Origin of the sequence: Candidatus Amarolinea dominans, assembly GCF_016704685.1 — a bacterium.
GTDB lineage: Bacteria > Chloroflexota > Anaerolineae > SSC4 > Amarolineaceae > Amarolinea > Amarolinea dominans.
Genome location: NZ_JADIZS010000038.1, coordinates 39583 through 57542 on the forward strand (window position 1 = coordinate 39583; position 17960 = coordinate 57542).

Here is a 17960-nt window from a genome sequence, read left to right on the forward strand (position 1 = left end):
GTGCTGCATGTTCCTGACCATGATCCGCCGCCGCTGGCTGCCCATCGCAGGAGGCTTGCTCCTGATCGGCCTCTTTGCCGGCTTGCATCTCCTGGCGCACGGCTACCACTTTGGCCTCACCGAGGATGCGCACGCCGTTCACCTGCCGTTCCTCGAACAGACGCTCGACCCAGCCCTCTTCCCCGGCGATCCCATGCTCGCCACGCGCAGCGGCTACCCCTCCTTCTACTTCCAACTCCTGGCCCTCGCCACGCGCCTGGCGCCCATTCCCACCCTCTTTTTGATTGTCCACCTGCTCACCTTGCTGGCCTACCTGGCCGCGGTCGCGGGATTGAGCCTGCGCCTGGCGCCGGACCGCCTGCCCCTGCGGCCCCTGTTGATCGGCCTGCTGCTCACGCTTGCCACGCTGCCGGTGCTCGGCGGGGATGATCTCGTCCTGCGCTCCGCGCTGCCGCGCCATGTGGGCCTGGCGCTGGCGCTGTGGGCTTTGCTGGCTGGGCTGTTGGAGCGGCGCCTGCTGGCCTTTGCCCTGGCCGGCCTCAGCATCAACCTGCATGCGCTCAGCGGCGGCTTTGCCCTGGCCCTCCTCCTGGCCGGCGATCTGCTGCGTCTGCCCTGGCGCCGCTGGGCCGCGCCCCTGCTGGCCGCCGCGCTCGGTCTGCTCCTGGCGCTGCCCACGCTCATCTGGTCATGGCAGGCGGCCGAACCGCTCACGCCCGCCTGGATTGATCTCCTGCGCCTGCGCTCATCCCAGCACAGCTTCCCGCTGACCTGGCCGCTGACCGATTTTGTCGCCTTTGGCTTGTGGATTTGGCTGGCCGGGCTGACGTGGTGGCCCTTGCGGCGCAACGAGCAGGGGCGCTGGCTGGCCGGCGCGGCCCTGGCAGTGGCCCTGCTGGCCGCAATCGGCTTCATGGGCGCGGAGGTTTGGCCGCTGGGGCCGATCCTGCGCTGGCAGCTCTTCCGCAGCACACGGCTCCTGACCGTGCTGGCCCTGCCGCTGGTGGTGCGCTGGTTCCTGACAACCTGGGACCGCGGGGGATTGGCGCGCGCCGGCAGCCTGGTGACGCTGCTGGCGCTGTTCGCGCCGTGGCCCATCGTGTGGATCGCAGGCGTGCTGGCAGGGGGGCTACTGACCGCTCTCGCCTCCTGGGCGCCGCTGGATGGCCTGGCGCGGGCGGTCGCGGTGCAGATCGTGCGGACAAGGCGTCTGCGCCTGGGACGCTTCCTGGCCTGGCCGGCCGCGGTGCGCTGGACAACCGCCGCGCTGCTCCTGGCGCTGCTCGTCTCCGGCGCGGCCGCCCTGACCCAGCCCCGCGTTCCGGCCGATCTGCTGGTCGCCTGGCGTGATGTGCAGATTTGGGCGCGTGAAAACACGCCGGTGGATGCCGCGTTCATCACGCCGCCCTACTACTACGGCTTCCGCGTGGAGAGCCAGCGGCCCGTGGTGGGCGAATGGAAGGACGGCACGCAGCAGTACTTCAGCGTGCCGTTCACCGCAGCCTGGTGGCAGCGCATGCGGGACCTGCACGCGGCCGGCGCCAGCGACATCCGTTACAACGACCTCAGCGCCGCAGAGGTGACCGCGATCGCACAGAAATATCAGGCCGATTTCATCGTTTTTTTCATCGAGCGGGAGTTGCCCTTCCCGGTTGTTTATCGCAATCAGTGGTTTCGCGTCTACCAGGTCAGCCCGGGTTGAGCAGGAATTCCAAATGTGGTCGCTGAAGACATCTGGAATGGAGGCTTTAGCCGGGCGCCTTTGCATCTCGGCGTCTTCGCGTTAAAATATCCCCGCATCAGGAGGATTGTTCATGCCAGATCATCATCGTCCAACCGAATTGCTACCCCGTTCGCTCATTATCGTGCTGACCCTGGCGGTTTCGATCTACCTGATCGAGAAACTGACCACGTTCGTGAGCTCGTTCAGCGGCCTGATCCTGATGGTGGCGCTGGCCTGGCTCCTCTCCTTCGCCCTGCAACCGCTGGTGACCTGGCTGCAGCGCAGGAAGCTCAGTCTGCGCCGCGTCCGGCGCCTGTTGCCGCGGCAACTTGCTGCACGCTTGCCAGAGACTTCTCAACTCCCGTTTGCCCTGGCGGTGGCCGTCGTCTACGGGGTGCTGGTGGCCGGCCTGGGCCTGGCGCTGCTGGCCCTGGCGCCGGTGCTGGTTCATCAGCTCGACCAATTGGCGCGTTCGATGCAGACGCAGGCCGGCAATCTGCCGCAGTGGCTGCAGCAGGCCACAGATTGGCTCAACGAGATGCGCACGTTGCTGATCACCCGCCTGGACCTTGACCCCAACCTGATCGTCTTGCCGCAGCCGGCCGACCTGCTGAACCAGGTACCCCTCGTGGGCGCTAACCTCCTGCAATTTGGGTTGGGGTTGGCCGGCGGTATTGCCACCGCGTTCAGCCAATTCCTGATCATCATCTTCCTGAGTCTGTTTGTCACCCTGGATGGCGGCGCCATTGCGCGCGCCATCTTGAGCGTGCTGCCCAAGCGCTATGAAGATGAGTACCAGATGGCCGCCGAGACCATTGACCGCACGTTTGGCGGCTTCCTGCGCGGTACCGTTCTGCAGGGGCTGATTTTTGGCATCGCTGTCTCCCTGCTGATGTTCCTCCTGCGCATTGACTCGGCCCTGGTCGTTGGTGTTGCCACAGGCCTGGTCGTACTGGTGCCCATCGTCGGCGGCATTGTTGCCACGATCCTGCCGGTGCTGGTCGCGGCCCTGCAAGGCTCGCCCAACACGCTCTGGCTCCTGCTGGTGCTGCTCGTTTTCCAGGTCATCCTGTTCAATGTGGTCATGCCGTCCATCTTCAGCGGGTCGCTGCGCATGCCCTCGCTCTTGATCGTCATTTCGCTGATGGTCGGCTCGCAGTTGATGGGCTTCTGGGGCTTCGTCTTCGGCGTCCCGTTGGCCGCGGCCGCCTATTCGATCACCCTGGTCCTGCTGGAGCAAGCGAAACGGCGTGAGCATCTGCTGGATGAAGCCGGAGCGCGGCCGTCTGTTCAACAAGATCTGGAGGAAGAGGAATGAGTCAGTCTTCGCCGCCAGGGTTGATCCTGGCCGGCCGCTGGTCGCACCGCGGCCGCGGGCTTTGGAATCTGATAGCGGCTTTGCTGGCGGTGTCGGCCCGCCGCGCGATCAAGGGGCCGCGGGCGCCGGGCTGGACAGCAATATTCGAAGTGATCACGGCGTTCGTGCGCCGGCAAACCGAAATCGCCTTCGATTGTCCTTCGATGGCGGAAGGCCGCGCCTATGAGGATGCGGTGCTGTTCCCGTCGGCCGTGCTGTCGCAGGTGACGATCGAGCCGGTCACGGCGCCGGTCAAGGGGCATTGGTTCACACCCAAAGCCGGGGCGCGCGCCGCGACCCTGCTCTACCTGCACGGCGGCGGCTACGCCTATTACAGCAAGAGCCATGCGAACCTGATCGCGCTGGCCGCGCTGTCGCTGCCGGCCCGCACCTTTGCCCTGGACTACCGCTTGATTCCTGAACATCCCTTCCCGGCCCAGTTGGAGGATGCGGTGGCGGCCTACCGCTGGCTGCTGGACGCCGGCGTCGCGCCGCGCCAGCTCATCCTCATGGGTGATTCGGCCGGCGCCAACCTGACGCTGGCGCTGCTCCTGAAGCTGCGCGACCTGGGATGGCCCTTGCCGGCGGGCGCGGTGGCGCTGTGCCCCTGGACCGATGTGGGCAACACGGTTTCGCCGGTTTCTGCGATGGCGCAGAACGACCCATTCGACTTTCCGCAGAGCCGCATGGTGCTGCGCTGGGCCGGCTGGCTGTGCCGCGAGGCCGATGTGCGCGATCCGCTGGTGTCGCCGATCTACGCGGATTGGCGCGGCCTGCCGCCGGTGTACGTGCAGGCGGGCAAGCTGGAAATCCTGGCCGATCAGATCATCCGCTTCGTCGAGCGGGCGCAGGCCCAGGGCGCAGACATCACATTCGATTGTTGGGAGTCCATGAATCACGATTTTCAGGCGTTCGGCGATCTCTTGCCAGAGAGCATCGAGGCCTGGGAGCGGATCAAACTCTTTGCGGAGCGTATCAGCGAAATCCAGCCTTCAGTTTCTGTCCCTTGAGGTAACTGCTGGGTCTGCCTGGAATTCAGACAGGATTCACAGGATTGACAGGATATTCGAACTCTCGTGGCGGTAGTTTTGCACACCACAGAGCAAGAATCCTGTACATCCTGTTCATCCTGTCCAAATCGGCCTGCAGGGTGAGCAGTTACCAGTTTCGGGCCTTTGGCAAGCCCCGTAAGCGCCATCCCAAAAAATCCTTTGCGCCCTGGCGTCCTTGCGTTGAGAAGAATCGCCCTGAAAGAAATGCAATTACGCTTGGAATTACCGGGATGCCCGCGCCAGGCGGCCGGCCGCGGCCAGCAGGATGGGTAAACAGGTGCGGGCGACGCGAGGGCCAAACTCGCGCGTTGGCTCGCGGCCGCGGGCCATGCCGGTGGCGTAGTTGGTGACAAAACAGAGCGAGGCGTAGCGCAGGCCCAGTTCGCGCGCCAGCCAGACTTCGGGCGCCAGGGTCATGCCCACCACATCGGCGCCGGCGCGGGCGAAGAGGGCAATTTCGGCCTGCGTCTCCAGCCGCGGGCCTTCGGTGCAGACGTAGGTGACGGGCGCGGCGTGGTGCGTCAGGTCAGCGCCGGCTTCGGTGGGCCGCGCAACGGTCAGCGCGTGGAGGATGGTTTCGCGCAGCGCGGGGTCGAACGGCGGGCCGGCGGTCGGCTGATGCCAGCGGTCGAAGCTGTGAGCGCGGCGGCTGCTCGTCCAATCGAGCAGGTCCGCGGGCACAACCAGGTCGCCCACGGCCAGCGCCGGGTTGATGGCGCCGACGCCGTTCCAACTGAGGATGGCCCGGAAGCCGAACTGCTGGGCGGCCCACAGGTTGGCGCGGTGATTGACAAAGCCGGCCGAACGCTGCAACTCGCCGACGCCGTGCCGCGAGCTGAAGCCGACGGTCAGGCCATCGCGACCGCTCAGCCAGGTGATGGGCGCGGCCGGGCCGAAGGGAGTTTCCGGGGTGAGGCTATCGCCAACCGCGCCAAACTCCGTCAGGTCGAGCCAGTAGGCCGCCGTGCCGCCGTAAATGAGGGTTGTGGGGCGTGAGGGTGAATCAGAAGTCACGCGCGTGCCGCCAAAATATCAAACTTGAGGTCGAATCACGCGAACCAACTTTCCGGCCAGCGGTTCGTTGTCAACAATCGCCTGGTGGATTCGGGCTGCCACAATTCATTCTCTTGGATGGCACTTTCGACTTCATCGCGGTGAGTCGCCACATACGCCCAGGCATTGATGAGATCGGTTGGCACCAGGGTAGGGTAGTTTTCCAGCAGTTCGGCGTCAGTGGATCCCAGGCGCCGGAAATTCTCCAATGCCCATACCGGTATGCGGGTACGGACAATGCGTGCATCTCCGCCGCAGATGCCGGGCGACTTCTCGATGCCAGGCCATGTTTGGCTCAGATCGAAAATCAGGCGGTAGTACAGGCGCGTTTTTTCCAGGGCATCGAGATGTTTGATCTGGACTTCCAATTCCTGAATTGTCATTCTGGCCTCCAACAACGGCATTGAACTTCGGTTGAGTTGATTATACTACGTTTACGAATCAAAGTCACGCGTTGATGGGCGTGGAGGCCGGGCGTCCATCCGCGTGGACGCAATGCCGGCCGACGTGGCTCGCCACGACCAGGTGGCGGCCCTGGTGACGCGCATGTTGGACCTGCACAAGCAGTTGGCTGCGGAGCAGATCCCCCATGCGAAGACCGTCGTGCAGCGCCAGATCGCGTCCACGGACCGCCAGATTGATGCGCTTGTATACGAACTGTGCGGCTTGACCGACGCAGAGATTGCGGTGGCCGAAGGAGATCATTCATGAAGGCCGTTTGCGTCGTTTGCGCCCCTTGCGCCCCTTGCGTTGAGAGGAATCTCGCTGAACGCCATAGGCGCAAGAGACGCAAGCGTCACCTTGAAAACCCTTTGCGTCCTCGCGCCCTGGCGTCCTTGCGTTGAATAGTATCCTCCCTTTCTATTGAGGCGGATTGTTTGTCTCCGAACCTGAATTCTTGCGCTTCGAGTAATTTTTCCAAACCCAGCCTCCCAGGGCCATGATGAGTGGGACGAGCACCGTGGGAAAGAGCCAATCCCCGTTGTTGCTGATGAACGACTGCACGGAATAGACCGGGTTGACGCGTACATTGATCGTGCGCTCGATGATGTCCAGGTCTCGCTGTTCGTCCGAAAAGCCGGCCAGTTTGACGCGCGCGGTGACGACCAGGATCAGCGCGTGGGTGCCCGACCGTTGAGGGACGACATCCCACGCCCATTGGGTGTAGGTGTCCCCCGCCACGATCTGCTCTTCGGAACTTACTGGGGTAATGTCAAAACTGTCGCTGGTCAGGCGCACCTTCATGAAGCTGGCAACCGGTATCTGCTCGATTCTCGGCGCGCCGCTGCCCTTCAATCCCTCGGTCAGGGACGCGGTCATGTTCTGGGTGATCCGCACCTCCACCCGCTCCCGTTCCCCTTCGGTCATTTCTTCGGGTGGGTTGTACAGGATGCGGCCCGCGGCCAGGCGTGAGAATTCGGCCTGCACCATGGCCGCCGGGTCCTGCGGCGGTTGGGGCGTGGCGGGCTGGATTGCGGCAGGCGTGGGCGTTGACTGCGCGGGCATTGTACTAATGACGCCGGGGGGTTTGGGTGTGACGCCTGTGTGTCCTCCGTCGGTTGGCGGCGTGGCCTGGCTTGCACACCCGGCCAGCAAGAGACCAATCAGTATCGAAGTGATGATTGTCCAGGGTCGCTGTCTGCTGCTCATCGTTGTCCATCTCCTTGCTCGTCTTGCCCTGCGCGGTAACGGCCAGGAGTCTAACCCCGAAATCACGCCTTGTCAAACGTCGCTTTGGGTGAACAACACGAATAACCGCTCGACGCGTCAGGGGGCAAACCCTGGCTGGTGCGTCGAGCGGCTATCGAATGCGGGGGGTCTACATGCCGCCGAAGATGAAAGAGTCCTGCTTGAAGCGATGGTTCGATCGGGTTATTCGCGAATGTCCCACACTTCCTTGACAATCCCGGCTGTGACGTGGGCGACTGCGTCCCTTTTCAGCCCGGTCACCTTGAAAGTGAGCAGCTTGGTGCCGCTGGCGTTGCCGGTGAATTGGCCGAAGGCGACGAAATCGCCGCCCGCTTCGGCGATGGCCCTGGTGATGCGGGCGAGCGCGCCGGGTTGATCTTCGATCAGCGCGGTGACGCGCACGCCGCGCTCGCGCGCGCCCATCAGTTCGAGGAGAATCTTGAACAGATCGGTTTCGGTGATGATGCCGACGATCCGTTCACCCTTCATGACGGGCAGGCCGCCGATTTTGTTGTCGGCCATGATTCGCGCCGCTTCTTCGATCGGCGTGTCTTCTGCCACCGTGATGACTTGCCGGGTCATCACCTCGCCCACGGTCAGTTTGCTGAGCAGGTAGTTCAATTCCCAAACGCTCAGGGAGGTGGCGGGCGAGGGTGAGGCGTTCAACAGGTCTTTGTCCGAAATAATTCCGACCATCTTGTCGCCCCTGGTCACCGGGGCGCGGCGGATGCGTTCCTTCTTGAGTAGAGCAAGCGCATCGTGGATGCTCATTTCGGGCGGAATTGTGATGGGGGGGTGCGACATGCGTTCACCAACCAGCATGAGTGCCTCCTGGGCGTCATCAAGAAAAAGGCGCCGGGTTGCGTTCGATTGTTGGGTTTACAGTCCCAAATAGGTGGCGCGGATGTGTTCGTTCCTGGCTAACTGTCGGGCCGGGCCTTCCATCTCGACCTTGCCCTCGGCCAGCACGTAGCCGTAATCGCTGATCGCCAGGGCCATCTGCACGTTCTGTTCGACCAGCAGGACGGTGATGCCGGCGTCGCGCAGTTGGCGCATGCTCTGGAACAGGTTCAGGGTCAGCACCGGCGCCAGGCCGAGGGAAAGCTCGTCCACCATCAACACGACCGGGTCGGCCATGATGCCGCGGCCTACGGCCAGCATCTGCTGCTCGCCGCCGCTCATCGTGCCCGACTTCTGGGCGCGGCGCTCCTGCAGCCGGGGAAACATGGTGTAGACCTTTTCCAGGTTCTGCTTCATCTTGGGGCGCGCGCGGCGGTTGGTCGCGCCCATTTCCAGGTTTTCTTCCACGGTCATGTCGGTGAACAACTGGCGCCCCTCCGGCACCAGGGTCAGCCCCATCTCGGCTTTGACATACGCGGGCAGACGGCTGACATCCTTGCCCTCGAACCAGACCGATCCGCTCCACGGAGGCAGCAGCCCCATGACCGTGCGCAGCATGCTCGTCTTGCCGACGCCGTTGCCGCCCACCAGGCAGGTCAGCTTCTTCTCCTGCAACGAGAGGTTGGCGCCCCACAGGATTTGCACCTGGCCATACCCCGAAACAAGATCGCGGATTTCAAGCAGAGCCATGTTACGCCTCCTCCATCGAACTTTTAGCCATCGAACTTTTAGCCATCGAACTGTCAGCCAGCGAACTGTCAGCCATCAAAGTCTCAGCCAGTCGTGGATCGCCCAGGTAGGCTTCGATCACACGCGGGTTGTTGGCCACCTCGTGCGGCGTTCCTTCCGCAATCTGCGTGCCGTAATCCAGCACGATGATCCGGTCGGAAACGTTCATGACCGCCTTCATCACGTGCTCGATCATGAGGATCGTCACGCCTCGTTCACGGATCTTCAGCACCGTCTGGATCATGCCATCAATTTCGGTGGAGTTGAGGCCGGCCAGCACCTCGTCGAGCAGGAGCAGATACGGTCGTGCGGCCAGCGCCCTTGCCATTTCAAGGCGTTTTTTCTGCGCCACATTGAGGCTGCCGGCCAGTTGATCGGTCCGCGACGCCAGGCCGACAAATTCCAGCACTTCGTCCGCAATCTCGCCGGCGCGAGCGAGTGTATGGTTTTCGTGCCCGAAGCAGGCGCCGGCCATGACGTTTTCGCGCACCGTCAGCTCGTTCAAAGGCCGTACGATCTGGTGCGTGCGGGCCATGCCCATGCGCGCGTGGTCGTAGGGCTTCATGCGCGTCACATCCCGGTCGCGAAAGACGATGCGCCCCTCCTCGGGCGGAAACACGCCGTTGATGGCGTTGAAGAGGGTGGTTTTGCCTGCGCCGTTGGGGCCGAGCAGCCCCATGATCTGGCCTTCCGGCACGTCGAAGGTTACTTTGGTCAGGGCCTGCAAGCCGCCGAACCGTTTGGACACGCCCTGTAGAGAAAGCAGGATGGTCATGCGAGTACCCTCCTCAGGGGCGGAATGCGTTGGATGAGCCAGCCCACTGCGCCGGATGGGATGAAGAGCACGATCATCAGCAGCAGCACGCCGGAGACCGACAACTGAATGTCCTTGAAGATGGGGCTGGTGACGAGGAAGCCGCGCATGCCCTGGTAGGCGAACGCGCCCAGCAGCGGCCCGAACACCGTGCCCTGGCCGCCGAGCATCACCATGACCAGCAGCTCGATGGAAGCATGCAGGGGGAAGGCGTCGTGCGGCTCCACGTTGCCGTTCTTGAAGAAGAACAGCACGCCGATCATGCCGGGCACGATGGCCGACAGGACATAGGCCCAGGTCTTGGCGCGAGGCGTGACGATGCCCATCACCTCCGCGGCGTCTTCGTTCTCGCGAATGGCGAGCAGCCCAAGACCAAATTTGGATGTGCGCACCGCGTAGCTCACGATGATGGCTAACAGGGCCAGGACGACGCCGATGAAGAACGAGGTCTGCAGCGCCTGCGCCGCGCCGCCGTAGGTCCTGTAGACGCTGAAGTTCAGGGTGATGCCTGTGGGGCCGCCGAACAGGGGAAAGTTGCTGATGAAAGCCTTCATGGCCTCGTTGATGCCGATGGTGGCCAGGGCGAAGTACGCGCCGCGCAGGCGCAGAATGGCGGAGCCGAGTAGAAAGGCCAGCACGCCCGCGGCGATTCCACCGGCCACGATCGCGGTGTACAGCGACCAGCCCATGGCGGTCAGGAGGAAGATGCCTACGTAACCGCCAAATCCGTAAAAGACGATGTGCCCGAAGCTGACGTAGCCCGTGTAGCCGAGCAGGATGTTCAGGCTGGACGCCAGCGCAATGGCCTTCAAGATGGTGAAGGCGGTCTCGCGATTGGCGGGCCTGCCTGAGATGATCGGCCAGAGTGTCAATGCGACCACCACGAGCACCGGTACGACCAAGCCACGGTATCTAGGCCAGAGTTTCATTTTTTCGCTCCGATCAGGCCGCCGGGCCGTACCAGGAGGATGACGACGAACAGCCCGAATTCGATCACCGGCACCCAGGACGTTTCGAGGAAGGCCGGAATGACGCCCTCCAGAACGCCGAGGATCAGGCCACCCAACAATGCGCCGATGGGGTTGCCCAGGCCGCCCATCACGCCGATGACGAAGCTCTTGAGTTCGTAGCCGCTGCCGGCCAGGATGCTGAAGGGGAAGAAGGTGGCGATGAGCGCGCCGGAGACGGCTGCCAGCATGGTGCCCAGGCCGAAGCTGAGGGCCAGGATGCGTGTGGAGGGGATGCCCATGAGTTCGGCCGCGGCGCGGTTATTGGCGACGGCGCGGATGAACTTGCCGGGCCGCGTGCGGTACAGGAACAGATACAAGCCGCCGGTGAAGATCAATGTGATCAGCGCCGCGATCAGGCGGGTGCCCAGCAGGGTGGTGGAGCCGATGCTGATGCTGCCGGCGGTGAAGTCCACGTTGTAGGGGGAGGTGGTTAGGGCTGCCGTACCCAGGCCAATGATGATCATATTGACAGAAAAAGTCGCCAGCAGCGACGACAGGTGGGGCGCGTTGATCACACGATGCACGGCCACGGCGTAGATCAGGACGCCGAAAAGCAATCCCACGATGGCGACCGGGACCAGGCCCACGTATGGATTGATCCCGAGCCGTGAATAGAGGAAGAAGGTGCCGAACATGCCCAGGGCGATGATCGGTCCGTGCGCCAGGTTGATGACATTCATGACCCCCCAGATCAAAGTCAGGCCCATGGCCGCCAACCCATAGACAAATCCCAACAAGATTCCGTCTGGGAGGGAAGACAATAACAGGTTGATTTGGTCCATCTGAGCTCCCGGTCGGTGCAGAGCATGGGCAGGGGTTGCCTGCCCATGCGGATCAATGGTCGAGACTCAGATCAAGGGGCGGGAATCGGGTAGAGGGGTTTGGCAACGGCCACGTCGGCCGGCCAGATCACCATGCGAGCCAGCTTGCCCTCGGCGTTCTTCTGCCACTGGGCAACCACCATCGTGTGGCCGGTCTGCAATCCATGCGCGTTGGGCGAGGTGTCGAACTTGACGCCGCCCCAGAAGGTGAAGATGTCCATCGCTTCCAGGACCGCTTTCACCTTGCCCGCATCGGTCGAGCCGGCGGTTTCGATGGCGCTCTGCAGGACAAGGCCCGCCGCATAGCCGCCGGCCACGTGATAGGTCGGTTTTTCGCCTGTGGCGGCCTGGTAAGCGTCGGCGAATTCCTTGCCGCTCGGCCCGAACCATGCCTTGCCCATCGCCGCGGCTTCTTCTTTCGTGTGGGTGGCGCTTATCTCCCACTGGCTGGAGGTGGAGACGCCCAGCGCGGCGTCGCCCAGCTCAGGGAACTTGGAGTCGGCCGGGGCCACCAGCAGGGAAGTGAACTTCAGGCCCGCTTTGCGCTCGTAGAGCTGGCGGGCGAAGGTGCTGCCATCAGGATAATGGCCGCCGCCCAGCAGAATGGTGGCTCCGGATTGGACGACCTTGTTGATGACCGGGCCGAAGTCGGTGGTGTCGGACGCGTAGCCCTCTTCCAGGACGATCTCGAAGCCCTGCGCGGTCAGGTACGGCTTGAGGCCGTTCACCACGGCGGTGGAGAACTTGTCATTTTCATGCACAACGGCCACTTTGGCGCCCGCCGCCAGACCCTTGAGCATGTCCACGGTGCTGAGGAGGTACTGGCTGCCGGGCGTGTAGAGTTGATAGAGGCTGGTGTTGCCGGTCTTGTAGGCGTCATCCTCGGCCGCGCCGGCGGTAATCATGATCTTGCCGTTCTGCTCGGCCACGATGGATGCGGCGGCCGTCAGGCCGGACGAGTAGGGACTAATGAGGAAATCGGCGTTGTCTTCGGTCGCCAGGCGGGTGTAAAGTTCCTGGACACGTTCCTTGTTCGATTCGTCGTCGTAGGTCTTGGCGGCGAATTTGACCACCGTACCATCGCTCAGCTTGAGGCCGCCGGCGTCGTTCACCTGCTTCATCCACAGGTTGAAGCCAGCCACCTGTCGCTTGGATGACACTTCCTGCGAGCCGGTCAGCGATGACGTAAAGCCGATGGTCACCGTCTTCTCGGCGGCAGCCGGCTTGGGGGGGGCCTCGGTTGCCTGCGGCGCAGCCGTTGGGGCCGCTTGAGGGGTCGCGGCGGACCCACAGGCCGCCAGCGCGATGCTGACAATCGCCAGCACGGTCAGTAGAACAAACAGTTTACGCTTCATTGGTTGCTCCTCCTTGCAAAGAACTGAAATCGTCAGGGCAGCTACAAAGCCCCTGCTGCCGATTCTATTCTACAAGGCGAGCACAAAAATAGGGTAAAGAAAGAGGCGGTAAGATAAAAAAAGCGTAAAACTCACTCGCTGAAGCGATAGCCGACCCCGCGCTCGGTCAGGATGTAGCACGGCTTGAGCGGATCGGGTTCGATGCGCTGGCGCAGGCGGCCCATGTACACCCGCAGGTATTCGACCTCGTTGCCGTACTCAGGCCCCCAGACGCTGCGCAGGATGTCGTGATGCGACAACACTTTGCCTGCATGTCGCATCAGGTGGACCAGCAGATCGAACTCGATGGGCGTCAGGCCTACCGACCGGCCGCGCACAGAGACCTCGTGTCGCGCCAGGTCCACGTTGATCTCCCCGCGGCTGATGCGTTCCCGATTTGGTGAGGGTTCGGCCCATTGGGCGCGGCGCATGACCGCCTTGATGCGGCCCATCAGTTCACCGACGCCGAAGGGTTTGGTCAGGTAATCGTCCGCGCCCAGGTCGAAGGCGCGCACCTTGTCGGTCTCTTCGCCCATGGCGGTCAGAATGATGATAGGCACAGTGGAACTTTCGCGCATGCGTCGCGTGGCCTCCAGGCCGTCCATGTGCGGCATCATGATGTCCAGAATGGCGAGGTCAATGTGTTCATGTTCGAAAATCGCCAGCGCCTCCAGGCCGTTGGCCGCGCAAATGGCCTTATAGCCGCGTGCTTCGAGGTTGCGGCGCACGAAGTCGCGCAGGGACTTTTCGTCGTCAACGACCAACACGGTGATGCTCATCCAGAATCTCCCTTCGCTTGCGCTGCCCCTGGCGCGGCCGCGGAGAATGGAATCGAGAAGGCCAGACAGGCGCCCTTTTCCCGCGTTTCCACCCAGATGCGGCCGCCATGCGCATGAACCAGGCCCTGGCAAATCGCCAGTCCCAGGCCCGCGCCGCCGACCACGCGCGACAGCCGGTCATCCACACGATAGAACATCTCGAAGATGCGCTTGCCCTCTGCGGCCGGAATGCCCGGCCCGTCGTCGCACACGCGGAACAGGCAGCTCGCATCCTGCTCCCCAACCTCCACGCGAATTGCCACATCCTCGCCGCCGTACTTGAGCGAGTTTTCGAACAGATTGCGCAGGATGGTCTCCAGCCGCAACGGGTCCGCGTACAGGGCCGGCAGGCCCGGCGCCACCTGCACCTGGAAGCCGGCCTCGCCCGCCCGCACGCGCCGCGCCGCCCGGTGAATCGTCTCCTCGATGTCACATTCGATCCGCTCCAGCTTGATCACCCCAGCGTCGAGCCGCGACAGATCGAGGATGTTGTTGACCAGGTCGCGCAGCCGATCCGCCTCATCGGAGATGATCTTGAGGAATTCGTTTTGCGATTCACGGTCCCACTGCACGTCGTCGGCCAGCAGGGTGGTGGCGTAGCCTTTGATCGCGGCCAGGGGTGTCCGCAGTTCATGGGACACGGTGGAGATCAGGCTGGCGCGCATCCGGTCCAACTCGCGATCGGCCGTGATGTCGTGCAGGAGCAGGCCGCGGCCGATCAGGTCGCCGCGCGAATCGGACACGTCGAACGCCTCGAGGCGCAGGTAGATGGTGCGGCCGTCGCCTGGCAGCGAGATTTCTGCATTGCGTTCGCCGCCCTGCTCGTAAATTTCCTGCACGGCCTGGCGTCCGCTTTCGCTTTCGTTGGAGCGGGAGAGAATGCGCGCCAGGATTTGCCCAACCTGCATGCGCGCCAATTCGTGCGGCCGCAGGTTTGCCAGCGCGCCCACGCGGCGGTTGGCGTAGATGGCCTGACCGGTCAGGTTGCTCAGGATCAGGCCGTCATGCAGCGACTGCACGAGCGCTTCCAGGCGCCGCGTTTGCTCCTCCAACTGCATGTCGCTGCGCTCGTACAGGATGGCGTTCTCGATCGCCATGGTGGCGTGGTTGGCAAAGTTTGCCAGCAGTTGAATTTCATTCCTGGTGAAGATGTGCGGGGTGGGGTGAAAGACCAGCAGGGCGGTGGGCGGCGCGTGCTTGGTTTTGAGCGGCACGGCCAGGAGCGCGCGGTAGCCTTCCGCGCGGGCGCGCGCCCGGCGGATGGTGTAGGAAGGATCGTCCTCGGTGTCGCTCACCTGAATCGGTTCGCCGCTGTGCAGGGCGCGCATGGTGACAGAATCCGGCTCGCTGGGCTGGATGGCTAATTGCTCGGTGAAATGCCGCGACAGGCCGCGGCCGGCGCGGATGCGGAACGAACCCTCCTTTTCGTTCAACTGCATGATGGCGTACATCTGCACCGCCAGCAGGCGGCCCATCTGCTCCAGGATGCGATCGAGCACGGTTTCGACATCGAGCGTGGATATGACCGCGGCGCTGGTGTCGAGCAGGGTGGCCTGTTCTTTCATGCGCGCCTTGATCGAATCTTCCATCTTCATGACGCTGCGGATCAAATGCCCGATCTGGTCGCTGCGCTCAGCCAGCCTGAGCAGACGCGCACGTTCTTTCGACTGAATGGGCTGATTCAGCCCGATCGCTTCGCTGACCGGCGCCAACAGTTCGATGGGCCGGATGACGCGGTTGGCAAGCGCCACCCAGAAGAAAAGCCCGATGAGCAGAAACGTGACCGCGGCCACCAGCGCGATCTGCTGCAGGACGATTTGGGTGGCAAAGGCCTCAGCCGTGGGCCGGCTGACCACGACCTCCCAACCGATGGTTTCGATGTGGGTGTGGGTGTAGAGGCGCTCCTCTCCGTCCGGCGAGCGCAGAATTTGCGAATGGGTCTCGCCGGTGAAGCTGTCCAGGTAGTCTCGCGGCAGCAGGTCTGCGGCGGGGTGGAGCAGCAGGGCAGGATCGGGGAAGGCGATGATCTGTCCGGCCGAGTCGAGGATTACCACCTGGAACCCTGTCTCTGACTGATGCTTGGACGCGATGGTCGAAAGCGTTTGGCTCAGGCTTTCCAGGCGGATATTGGCGCCGACGAGTCCCAGAAAATCGCCGGCGGGCGAGCAGAGCGATTGCACGGCGGTCGCGACCGCCTGGTTGGTGGTGGGTGAGATGCGCCCCTGCGACACCAGCGGCGCGCAGGTTTCCAACGCGCTCTGGAAATAGCCGCGGAAGGAGAAATCGGTGCCGACCGTGGAAGTGGGGTTTTCCGGGTTGTGATACACCATGACGCCGCTGGCATCGAGCCGGTAGACCAGGTTGATGTTGGGGTGCGTGTTCAGAATGGCTTCGAACAGCGGCGCCATCGCGGCCTTGTCCGCGGCGATCACCTCGGGATAGCGGGTCAATCCTGCTACGATACCCAGGGCATTACCGAGCGAGAGATCGGTCCCCTGGGCAATCGCCTGCGTCAGGGCCAGATCGCCGGTCTGCACGTCCGCGCGGATACGCTGCCCCACCAGCCCGTCAAAGATCCACAGCGTCAGCAGGAACGGGATGATCAGCAGAAGGTACAGGGCCAGCAGTTGCAGCCCCAGATCACGGCGGAAACGAAACCAACGAACCATGCCCCTGTTTGCCTGACTCTTCGGGAGACTCCACAACACGGAGCGACTGAAGTCGCCACTACGAACCAGCGGGCCACTTACGCCTGACTGCACTGGTCTCGGCTGCCTCTGACGCCACCTTTTTCTTCCGCTGTCCTTTGACGATGTAGGGGAGCAGGAAGAGATAAGTCCCACTGATCGCCATGACCAGCATCAGAATGGACGGTACTTTGTCCAGTTGTTCCCAGGCTGCCACGGTCTGGGGGTCGCCAATCAATTTGATGATCACCGCTACCGGGATGAGCAGCGCGGTCGGCACCGCGATCCAGCGGTGAAATTTACGCGACCATTTGGTCAAGAACTTCGTCATCGTCGAACTCCTCTCTTTCTCAGGCCTGGGCCGGTCGCTGACGCCGTGATCCCACGAACATCAGCGTCAGGATGATGAGCCAAACCACGATCCGTATCGTCATGGCCCGCAGGCTATCTGACGCGACAACGCCGCGGTAGGCGGTCTGGATGATGAGCATGACCAGGGCGTGGACGCCAAGCGTGCCGATGGCGGCGGGTAGGGCATACTTGTGCTGCGTCCAGATGAGTACCGCGGTGGTGAAGACGGTCAGGATGCCGATCGTGTAGTTGTAGAGCACCAACCAGTTGATCACATGGTATCCAGGATCTTTACCCAGCAGAACTTGCCCGCCAGCGAAGATGGCCATGACTCCGATGAGAAAGGCGAGGGCAGATGCGATTTTGTTGAACGTGATGTTCATGCGTTCGTCTCCTTGCTTGAGCTTGAAGTCAATTGAAGTCAATTGAAGTCATACGACTGGGCTGAGTATAGCCGCTTCTCTCCGTCAAGGTAACGACTTAAGTCGTAAACGCGGAAATGCCTCCTCGGTCAGGGTGTCTGCCAATAGCGCGCCACCAATGTCGGCGGGAAAATGCCGCGGTCGGTGACGATGCCGGCGATCAGGTGCGGCGGGGTGATGTCGAAGGCCGGATAATAGCCTTCGATGCCCTCTACGGCCGTGCGCACCGTGCCCTCACGTCCCCGCGCGTAGAACAGCTCCTGTGGGTTGCGCTGCTCGATTTCGATGGCGCTGGCTGTTGGCGTCTGCGGGTCCGGGCCATCGTAGCCCAGGACGTAGAAGGGGATGCCATAATAATGCGCGGCAATGGCGTTGTGCAGCGTGCCCACTTTGTTCGTGATGTGCCCATCCAGGGTGATGCGGTCGGCCGCGCAGATGAACTTGTCAATCATGCCCTGGCTCATCAGGTGTGCGGGCATGCCATCGGTGATCAGCCGGACCGGAATGCCCATCTCCAGCGCGCACTGGGCGGTCAGCCGCGCGCCCTGCAAATAGGGGCGCGTCTCGGTCGGGATCAGCGTCACCCGCTTGCCCTGCTGTTTGGCGATCCAGAGCATCCAGCAGAGCGCGGCGCCGGCCAGGCAGTGGGTCAGGACACGGTCGCCGTCAGCCAGCAGGCTGGCCGCGTGGCTGCCGCAAGCCTGACTCACCTGGTTGCCGCGGCTGATCTCGCCATTGACATAAGACAGGATCGCTGCTTGCGCATCCTGGCCCGCGGCCAGCGCCGCCTCTGCGCGCTGCAGGGCCTGCGGTACGATGGCGTGCAGATCATCGGCCGTTGGGCGGGTGGCAAGCAGGCGCTCGCCGGCCCGGCGCAAATCGGCCAGGTCAGGCCCGGCCAACGCCAGGCCCAGGCCGGCCGCGTAGGCCAGCGGCGGCCCGCCCTGCACCACCATCTGCTCGATGGCCTGCGCGGTCTCTTCCACCGTGCGGCAGACCACGTACGCGGTGCGGAACGGATAGGCGCGGCGGTCAAGCAGAACGACCGCCTGCTGGGCCTCGTCGAAGCGCAGGGTGTTGAAGCGGTCGGCCAGAACGGCCGGGCAGGGGGGGATGGCTGGCGTTGGCGGTGTGACCATG

At 63.2% G+C, this 17960-nt stretch carries 18 protein-coding genes; 4 read left to right on the top strand and 14 right to left on the bottom strand.

All coding sequences use genetic code 11. The annotated features are described in order from the left end of the window. The first annotated feature begins 7 nt into the window (after nucleotides 1–7). The 3 genes from IPF85_RS20115 to IPF85_RS20125 all read left to right on the top strand — a co-directional run bounded on the left by IPF85_RS20115 (nucleotide 8) and on the right by IPF85_RS20125 (nucleotide 4090). Complete coding sequence (locus tag IPF85_RS20115) at nucleotides 8–1702, top strand: DUF6798 domain-containing protein (RefSeq protein ID WP_343409847.1); 1695 nt, start codon at nucleotides 8–10, stop codon at nucleotides 1700–1702. Between the two features lie 112 nt (nucleotides 1703–1814). After that, the gene (locus tag IPF85_RS20120) at nucleotides 1815–3041 is read left to right on the top strand and encodes an AI-2E family transporter (protein WP_343409848.1); all 1227 of its coding nucleotides are present in this window, start codon (nucleotides 1815–1817) and stop codon (nucleotides 3039–3041) included. Further along, nucleotides 3038–4090 carry an alpha/beta hydrolase gene (locus tag IPF85_RS20125; RefSeq protein ID WP_343409849.1) on the top strand — a complete coding sequence of 351 codons (1053 nt, stop codon included), beginning with the start codon at nucleotides 3038–3040 and terminating at the stop codon, nucleotides 4088–4090. The genes IPF85_RS20120 and IPF85_RS20125 overlap by 4 nt, the downstream gene beginning before the upstream one ends. Before the next feature lie 264 nt (nucleotides 4091–4354). On the opposite strand, the gene IPF85_RS20130 is transcribed toward IPF85_RS20125, so the two are convergent. Next, a complete protein-coding gene (locus IPF85_RS20130; RefSeq protein ID WP_343409850.1) occupies nucleotides 4355–5146 on the bottom strand; it encodes an MTAP family purine nucleoside phosphorylase in 792 nt (263 codons plus the stop codon). Between the two features lie 35 nt (nucleotides 5147–5181). Beyond that, nucleotides 5182–5589, bottom strand: a complete 408-nt coding sequence (locus IPF85_RS20135) for a DUF433 domain-containing protein (RefSeq protein WP_343409851.1) — start codon at nucleotides 5587–5589, stop codon at nucleotides 5182–5184. A 91-nt stretch (nucleotides 5590–5680) separates the two neighbouring features. On the opposite strand from IPF85_RS20135, the gene IPF85_RS20140 reads away from it, so the two are divergent. Further along, nucleotides 5681–5896, top strand: a complete 216-nt coding sequence (locus IPF85_RS20140) for a hypothetical protein (RefSeq protein ID WP_343409888.1) — start codon at nucleotides 5681–5683, stop codon at nucleotides 5894–5896. Between the two features lie 150 nt (nucleotides 5897–6046). Here the strand turns inward: IPF85_RS20140 and IPF85_RS20145 are convergent, their stop codons facing one another. The 12 genes from IPF85_RS20145 to IPF85_RS20200 all read right to left on the bottom strand — a co-directional run bounded on the left by IPF85_RS20145 (nucleotide 6047) and on the right by IPF85_RS20200 (nucleotide 17959). Then, nucleotides 6047–6835, bottom strand: a complete 789-nt coding sequence (locus IPF85_RS20145) for a hypothetical protein (protein ID WP_343409852.1) — start codon at nucleotides 6833–6835, stop codon at nucleotides 6047–6049. Nucleotides 6836–7057: 222 nt separating this feature from the next. After that, nucleotides 7058–7696 carry a CBS and ACT domain-containing protein gene (locus IPF85_RS20150; protein WP_343409853.1) on the bottom strand — a complete coding sequence of 213 codons (639 nt, stop codon included), beginning with the start codon at nucleotides 7694–7696 and terminating at the stop codon, nucleotides 7058–7060. Between the two features lie 57 nt (nucleotides 7697–7753). Beyond that, nucleotides 7754–8464, bottom strand: a complete 711-nt coding sequence (locus IPF85_RS20155) for an ABC transporter ATP-binding protein (protein WP_343409854.1) — start codon at nucleotides 8462–8464, stop codon at nucleotides 7754–7756. 1 nt (nucleotide 8465) lies between these two features. After that, nucleotides 8466–9278, bottom strand: coding sequence for an ABC transporter ATP-binding protein (locus IPF85_RS20160; RefSeq protein ID WP_343409855.1), 813 nt, complete (start codon nucleotides 9276–9278; stop codon nucleotides 8466–8468). After that, entirely contained in the window at nucleotides 9275–10246 is a 972-nt protein-coding gene (locus IPF85_RS20165) for a branched-chain amino acid ABC transporter permease (protein WP_343409856.1), read from the bottom strand. The genes IPF85_RS20160 and IPF85_RS20165 overlap by 4 nt, the downstream gene beginning before the upstream one ends. Continuing rightward, nucleotides 10243–11109, bottom strand: coding sequence for a branched-chain amino acid ABC transporter permease (locus IPF85_RS20170; protein ID WP_343409857.1), 867 nt, complete (start codon nucleotides 11107–11109; stop codon nucleotides 10243–10245). Before IPF85_RS20170 ends, IPF85_RS20165 begins: the two co-directional genes overlap by 4 nt. A gap of 71 nt (nucleotides 11110–11180) precedes the next feature. Beyond that, on the bottom strand, nucleotides 11181–12503 hold the full coding sequence (locus tag IPF85_RS20175; RefSeq protein ID WP_343409858.1) for an amino acid ABC transporter substrate-binding protein: 1323 nt from the start codon (nucleotides 12501–12503) through the stop codon (nucleotides 11181–11183). Between the two features lie 131 nt (nucleotides 12504–12634). Beyond that, nucleotides 12635–13321, bottom strand: coding sequence for a response regulator transcription factor (locus IPF85_RS20180; RefSeq protein ID WP_343409859.1), 687 nt, complete (start codon nucleotides 13319–13321; stop codon nucleotides 12635–12637). Next, nucleotides 13318–16029 (bottom strand): ATP-binding protein, encoded by a 2712-nt coding sequence (locus tag IPF85_RS20185; protein WP_343409860.1) that lies wholly within the window; start codon nucleotides 16027–16029, stop codon nucleotides 13318–13320. The genes IPF85_RS20180 and IPF85_RS20185 overlap by 4 nt, the downstream gene beginning before the upstream one ends. A gap of 58 nt (nucleotides 16030–16087) precedes the next feature. After that, on the bottom strand, nucleotides 16088–16378 hold the full coding sequence (locus IPF85_RS20190; protein ID WP_343409861.1) for a hypothetical protein: 291 nt from the start codon (nucleotides 16376–16378) through the stop codon (nucleotides 16088–16090). A 19-nt stretch (nucleotides 16379–16397) separates the two neighbouring features. After that, on the bottom strand, nucleotides 16398–16781 hold the full coding sequence (locus IPF85_RS20195; RefSeq protein WP_343409862.1) for a hypothetical protein: 384 nt from the start codon (nucleotides 16779–16781) through the stop codon (nucleotides 16398–16400). Nucleotides 16782–16909: 128 nt separating this feature from the next. Continuing rightward, complete coding sequence (locus tag IPF85_RS20200; protein ID WP_343409863.1) at nucleotides 16910–17959, bottom strand: s-methyl-5-thioribose-1-phosphate isomerase; 1050 nt, start codon at nucleotides 17957–17959, stop codon at nucleotides 16910–16912. Between the last annotated feature and the right edge of the window lies 1 nt (nucleotide 17960).

Coding starts and splice junctions, on each gene's coding strand:
- IPF85_RS20115 (WP_343409847.1), top strand. CDS start 8: ATGTTCCTGACCATGATCCGCCGCCGCTGGCTGCCCATCGCAGGAGGC.
- IPF85_RS20120 (WP_343409848.1), top strand. CDS start 1,815: ATGCCAGATCATCATCGTCCAACCGAATTGCTACCCCGTTCGCTCATT.
- IPF85_RS20125 (WP_343409849.1), top strand. CDS start 3,038: ATGAGTCAGTCTTCGCCGCCAGGGTTGATCCTGGCCGGCCGCTGGTCG.
- IPF85_RS20135 (WP_343409851.1), bottom strand. CDS start 5,589: ATGCCGTTGTTGGAGGCCAGAATGACAATTCAGGAATTGGAAGTCCAG.
- IPF85_RS20140 (WP_343409888.1), top strand. CDS start 5,681: ATGCCGGCCGACGTGGCTCGCCACGACCAGGTGGCGGCCCTGGTGACG.
- IPF85_RS20145 (WP_343409852.1), bottom strand. CDS start 6,835: ATGAGCAGCAGACAGCGACCCTGGACAATCATCACTTCGATACTGATT.
- IPF85_RS20150 (WP_343409853.1), bottom strand. CDS start 7,696: ATGCTGGTTGGTGAACGCATGTCGCACCCCCCCATCACAATTCCGCCC.
- IPF85_RS20155 (WP_343409854.1), bottom strand. CDS start 8,464: ATGGCTCTGCTTGAAATCCGCGATCTTGTTTCGGGGTATGGCCAGGTG.
- IPF85_RS20160 (WP_343409855.1), bottom strand. CDS start 9,278: ATGACCATCCTGCTTTCTCTACAGGGCGTGTCCAAACGGTTCGGCGGC.
- IPF85_RS20165 (WP_343409856.1), bottom strand. CDS start 10,246: ATGAAACTCTGGCCTAGATACCGTGGCTTGGTCGTACCGGTGCTCGTG.
- IPF85_RS20170 (WP_343409857.1), bottom strand. CDS start 11,109: ATGGACCAAATCAACCTGTTATTGTCTTCCCTCCCAGACGGAATCTTG.
- IPF85_RS20175 (WP_343409858.1), bottom strand. CDS start 12,503: ATGAAGCGTAAACTGTTTGTTCTACTGACCGTGCTGGCGATTGTCAGC.
- IPF85_RS20180 (WP_343409859.1), bottom strand. CDS start 13,321: ATGAGCATCACCGTGTTGGTCGTTGACGACGAAAAGTCCCTGCGCGAC.
- IPF85_RS20185 (WP_343409860.1), bottom strand. CDS start 16,029: ATGGTTCGTTGGTTTCGTTTCCGCCGTGATCTGGGGCTGCAACTGCTG.
- IPF85_RS20190 (WP_343409861.1), bottom strand. CDS start 16,378: ATGACGAAGTTCTTGACCAAATGGTCGCGTAAATTTCACCGCTGGATC.
- IPF85_RS20195 (WP_343409862.1), bottom strand. CDS start 16,781: ATGAACATCACGTTCAACAAAATCGCATCTGCCCTCGCCTTTCTCATC.
- IPF85_RS20200 (WP_343409863.1), bottom strand. CDS start 17,959: ATGGTCACACCGCCAACGCCAGCCATCCCCCCCTGCCCGGCCGTTCTG.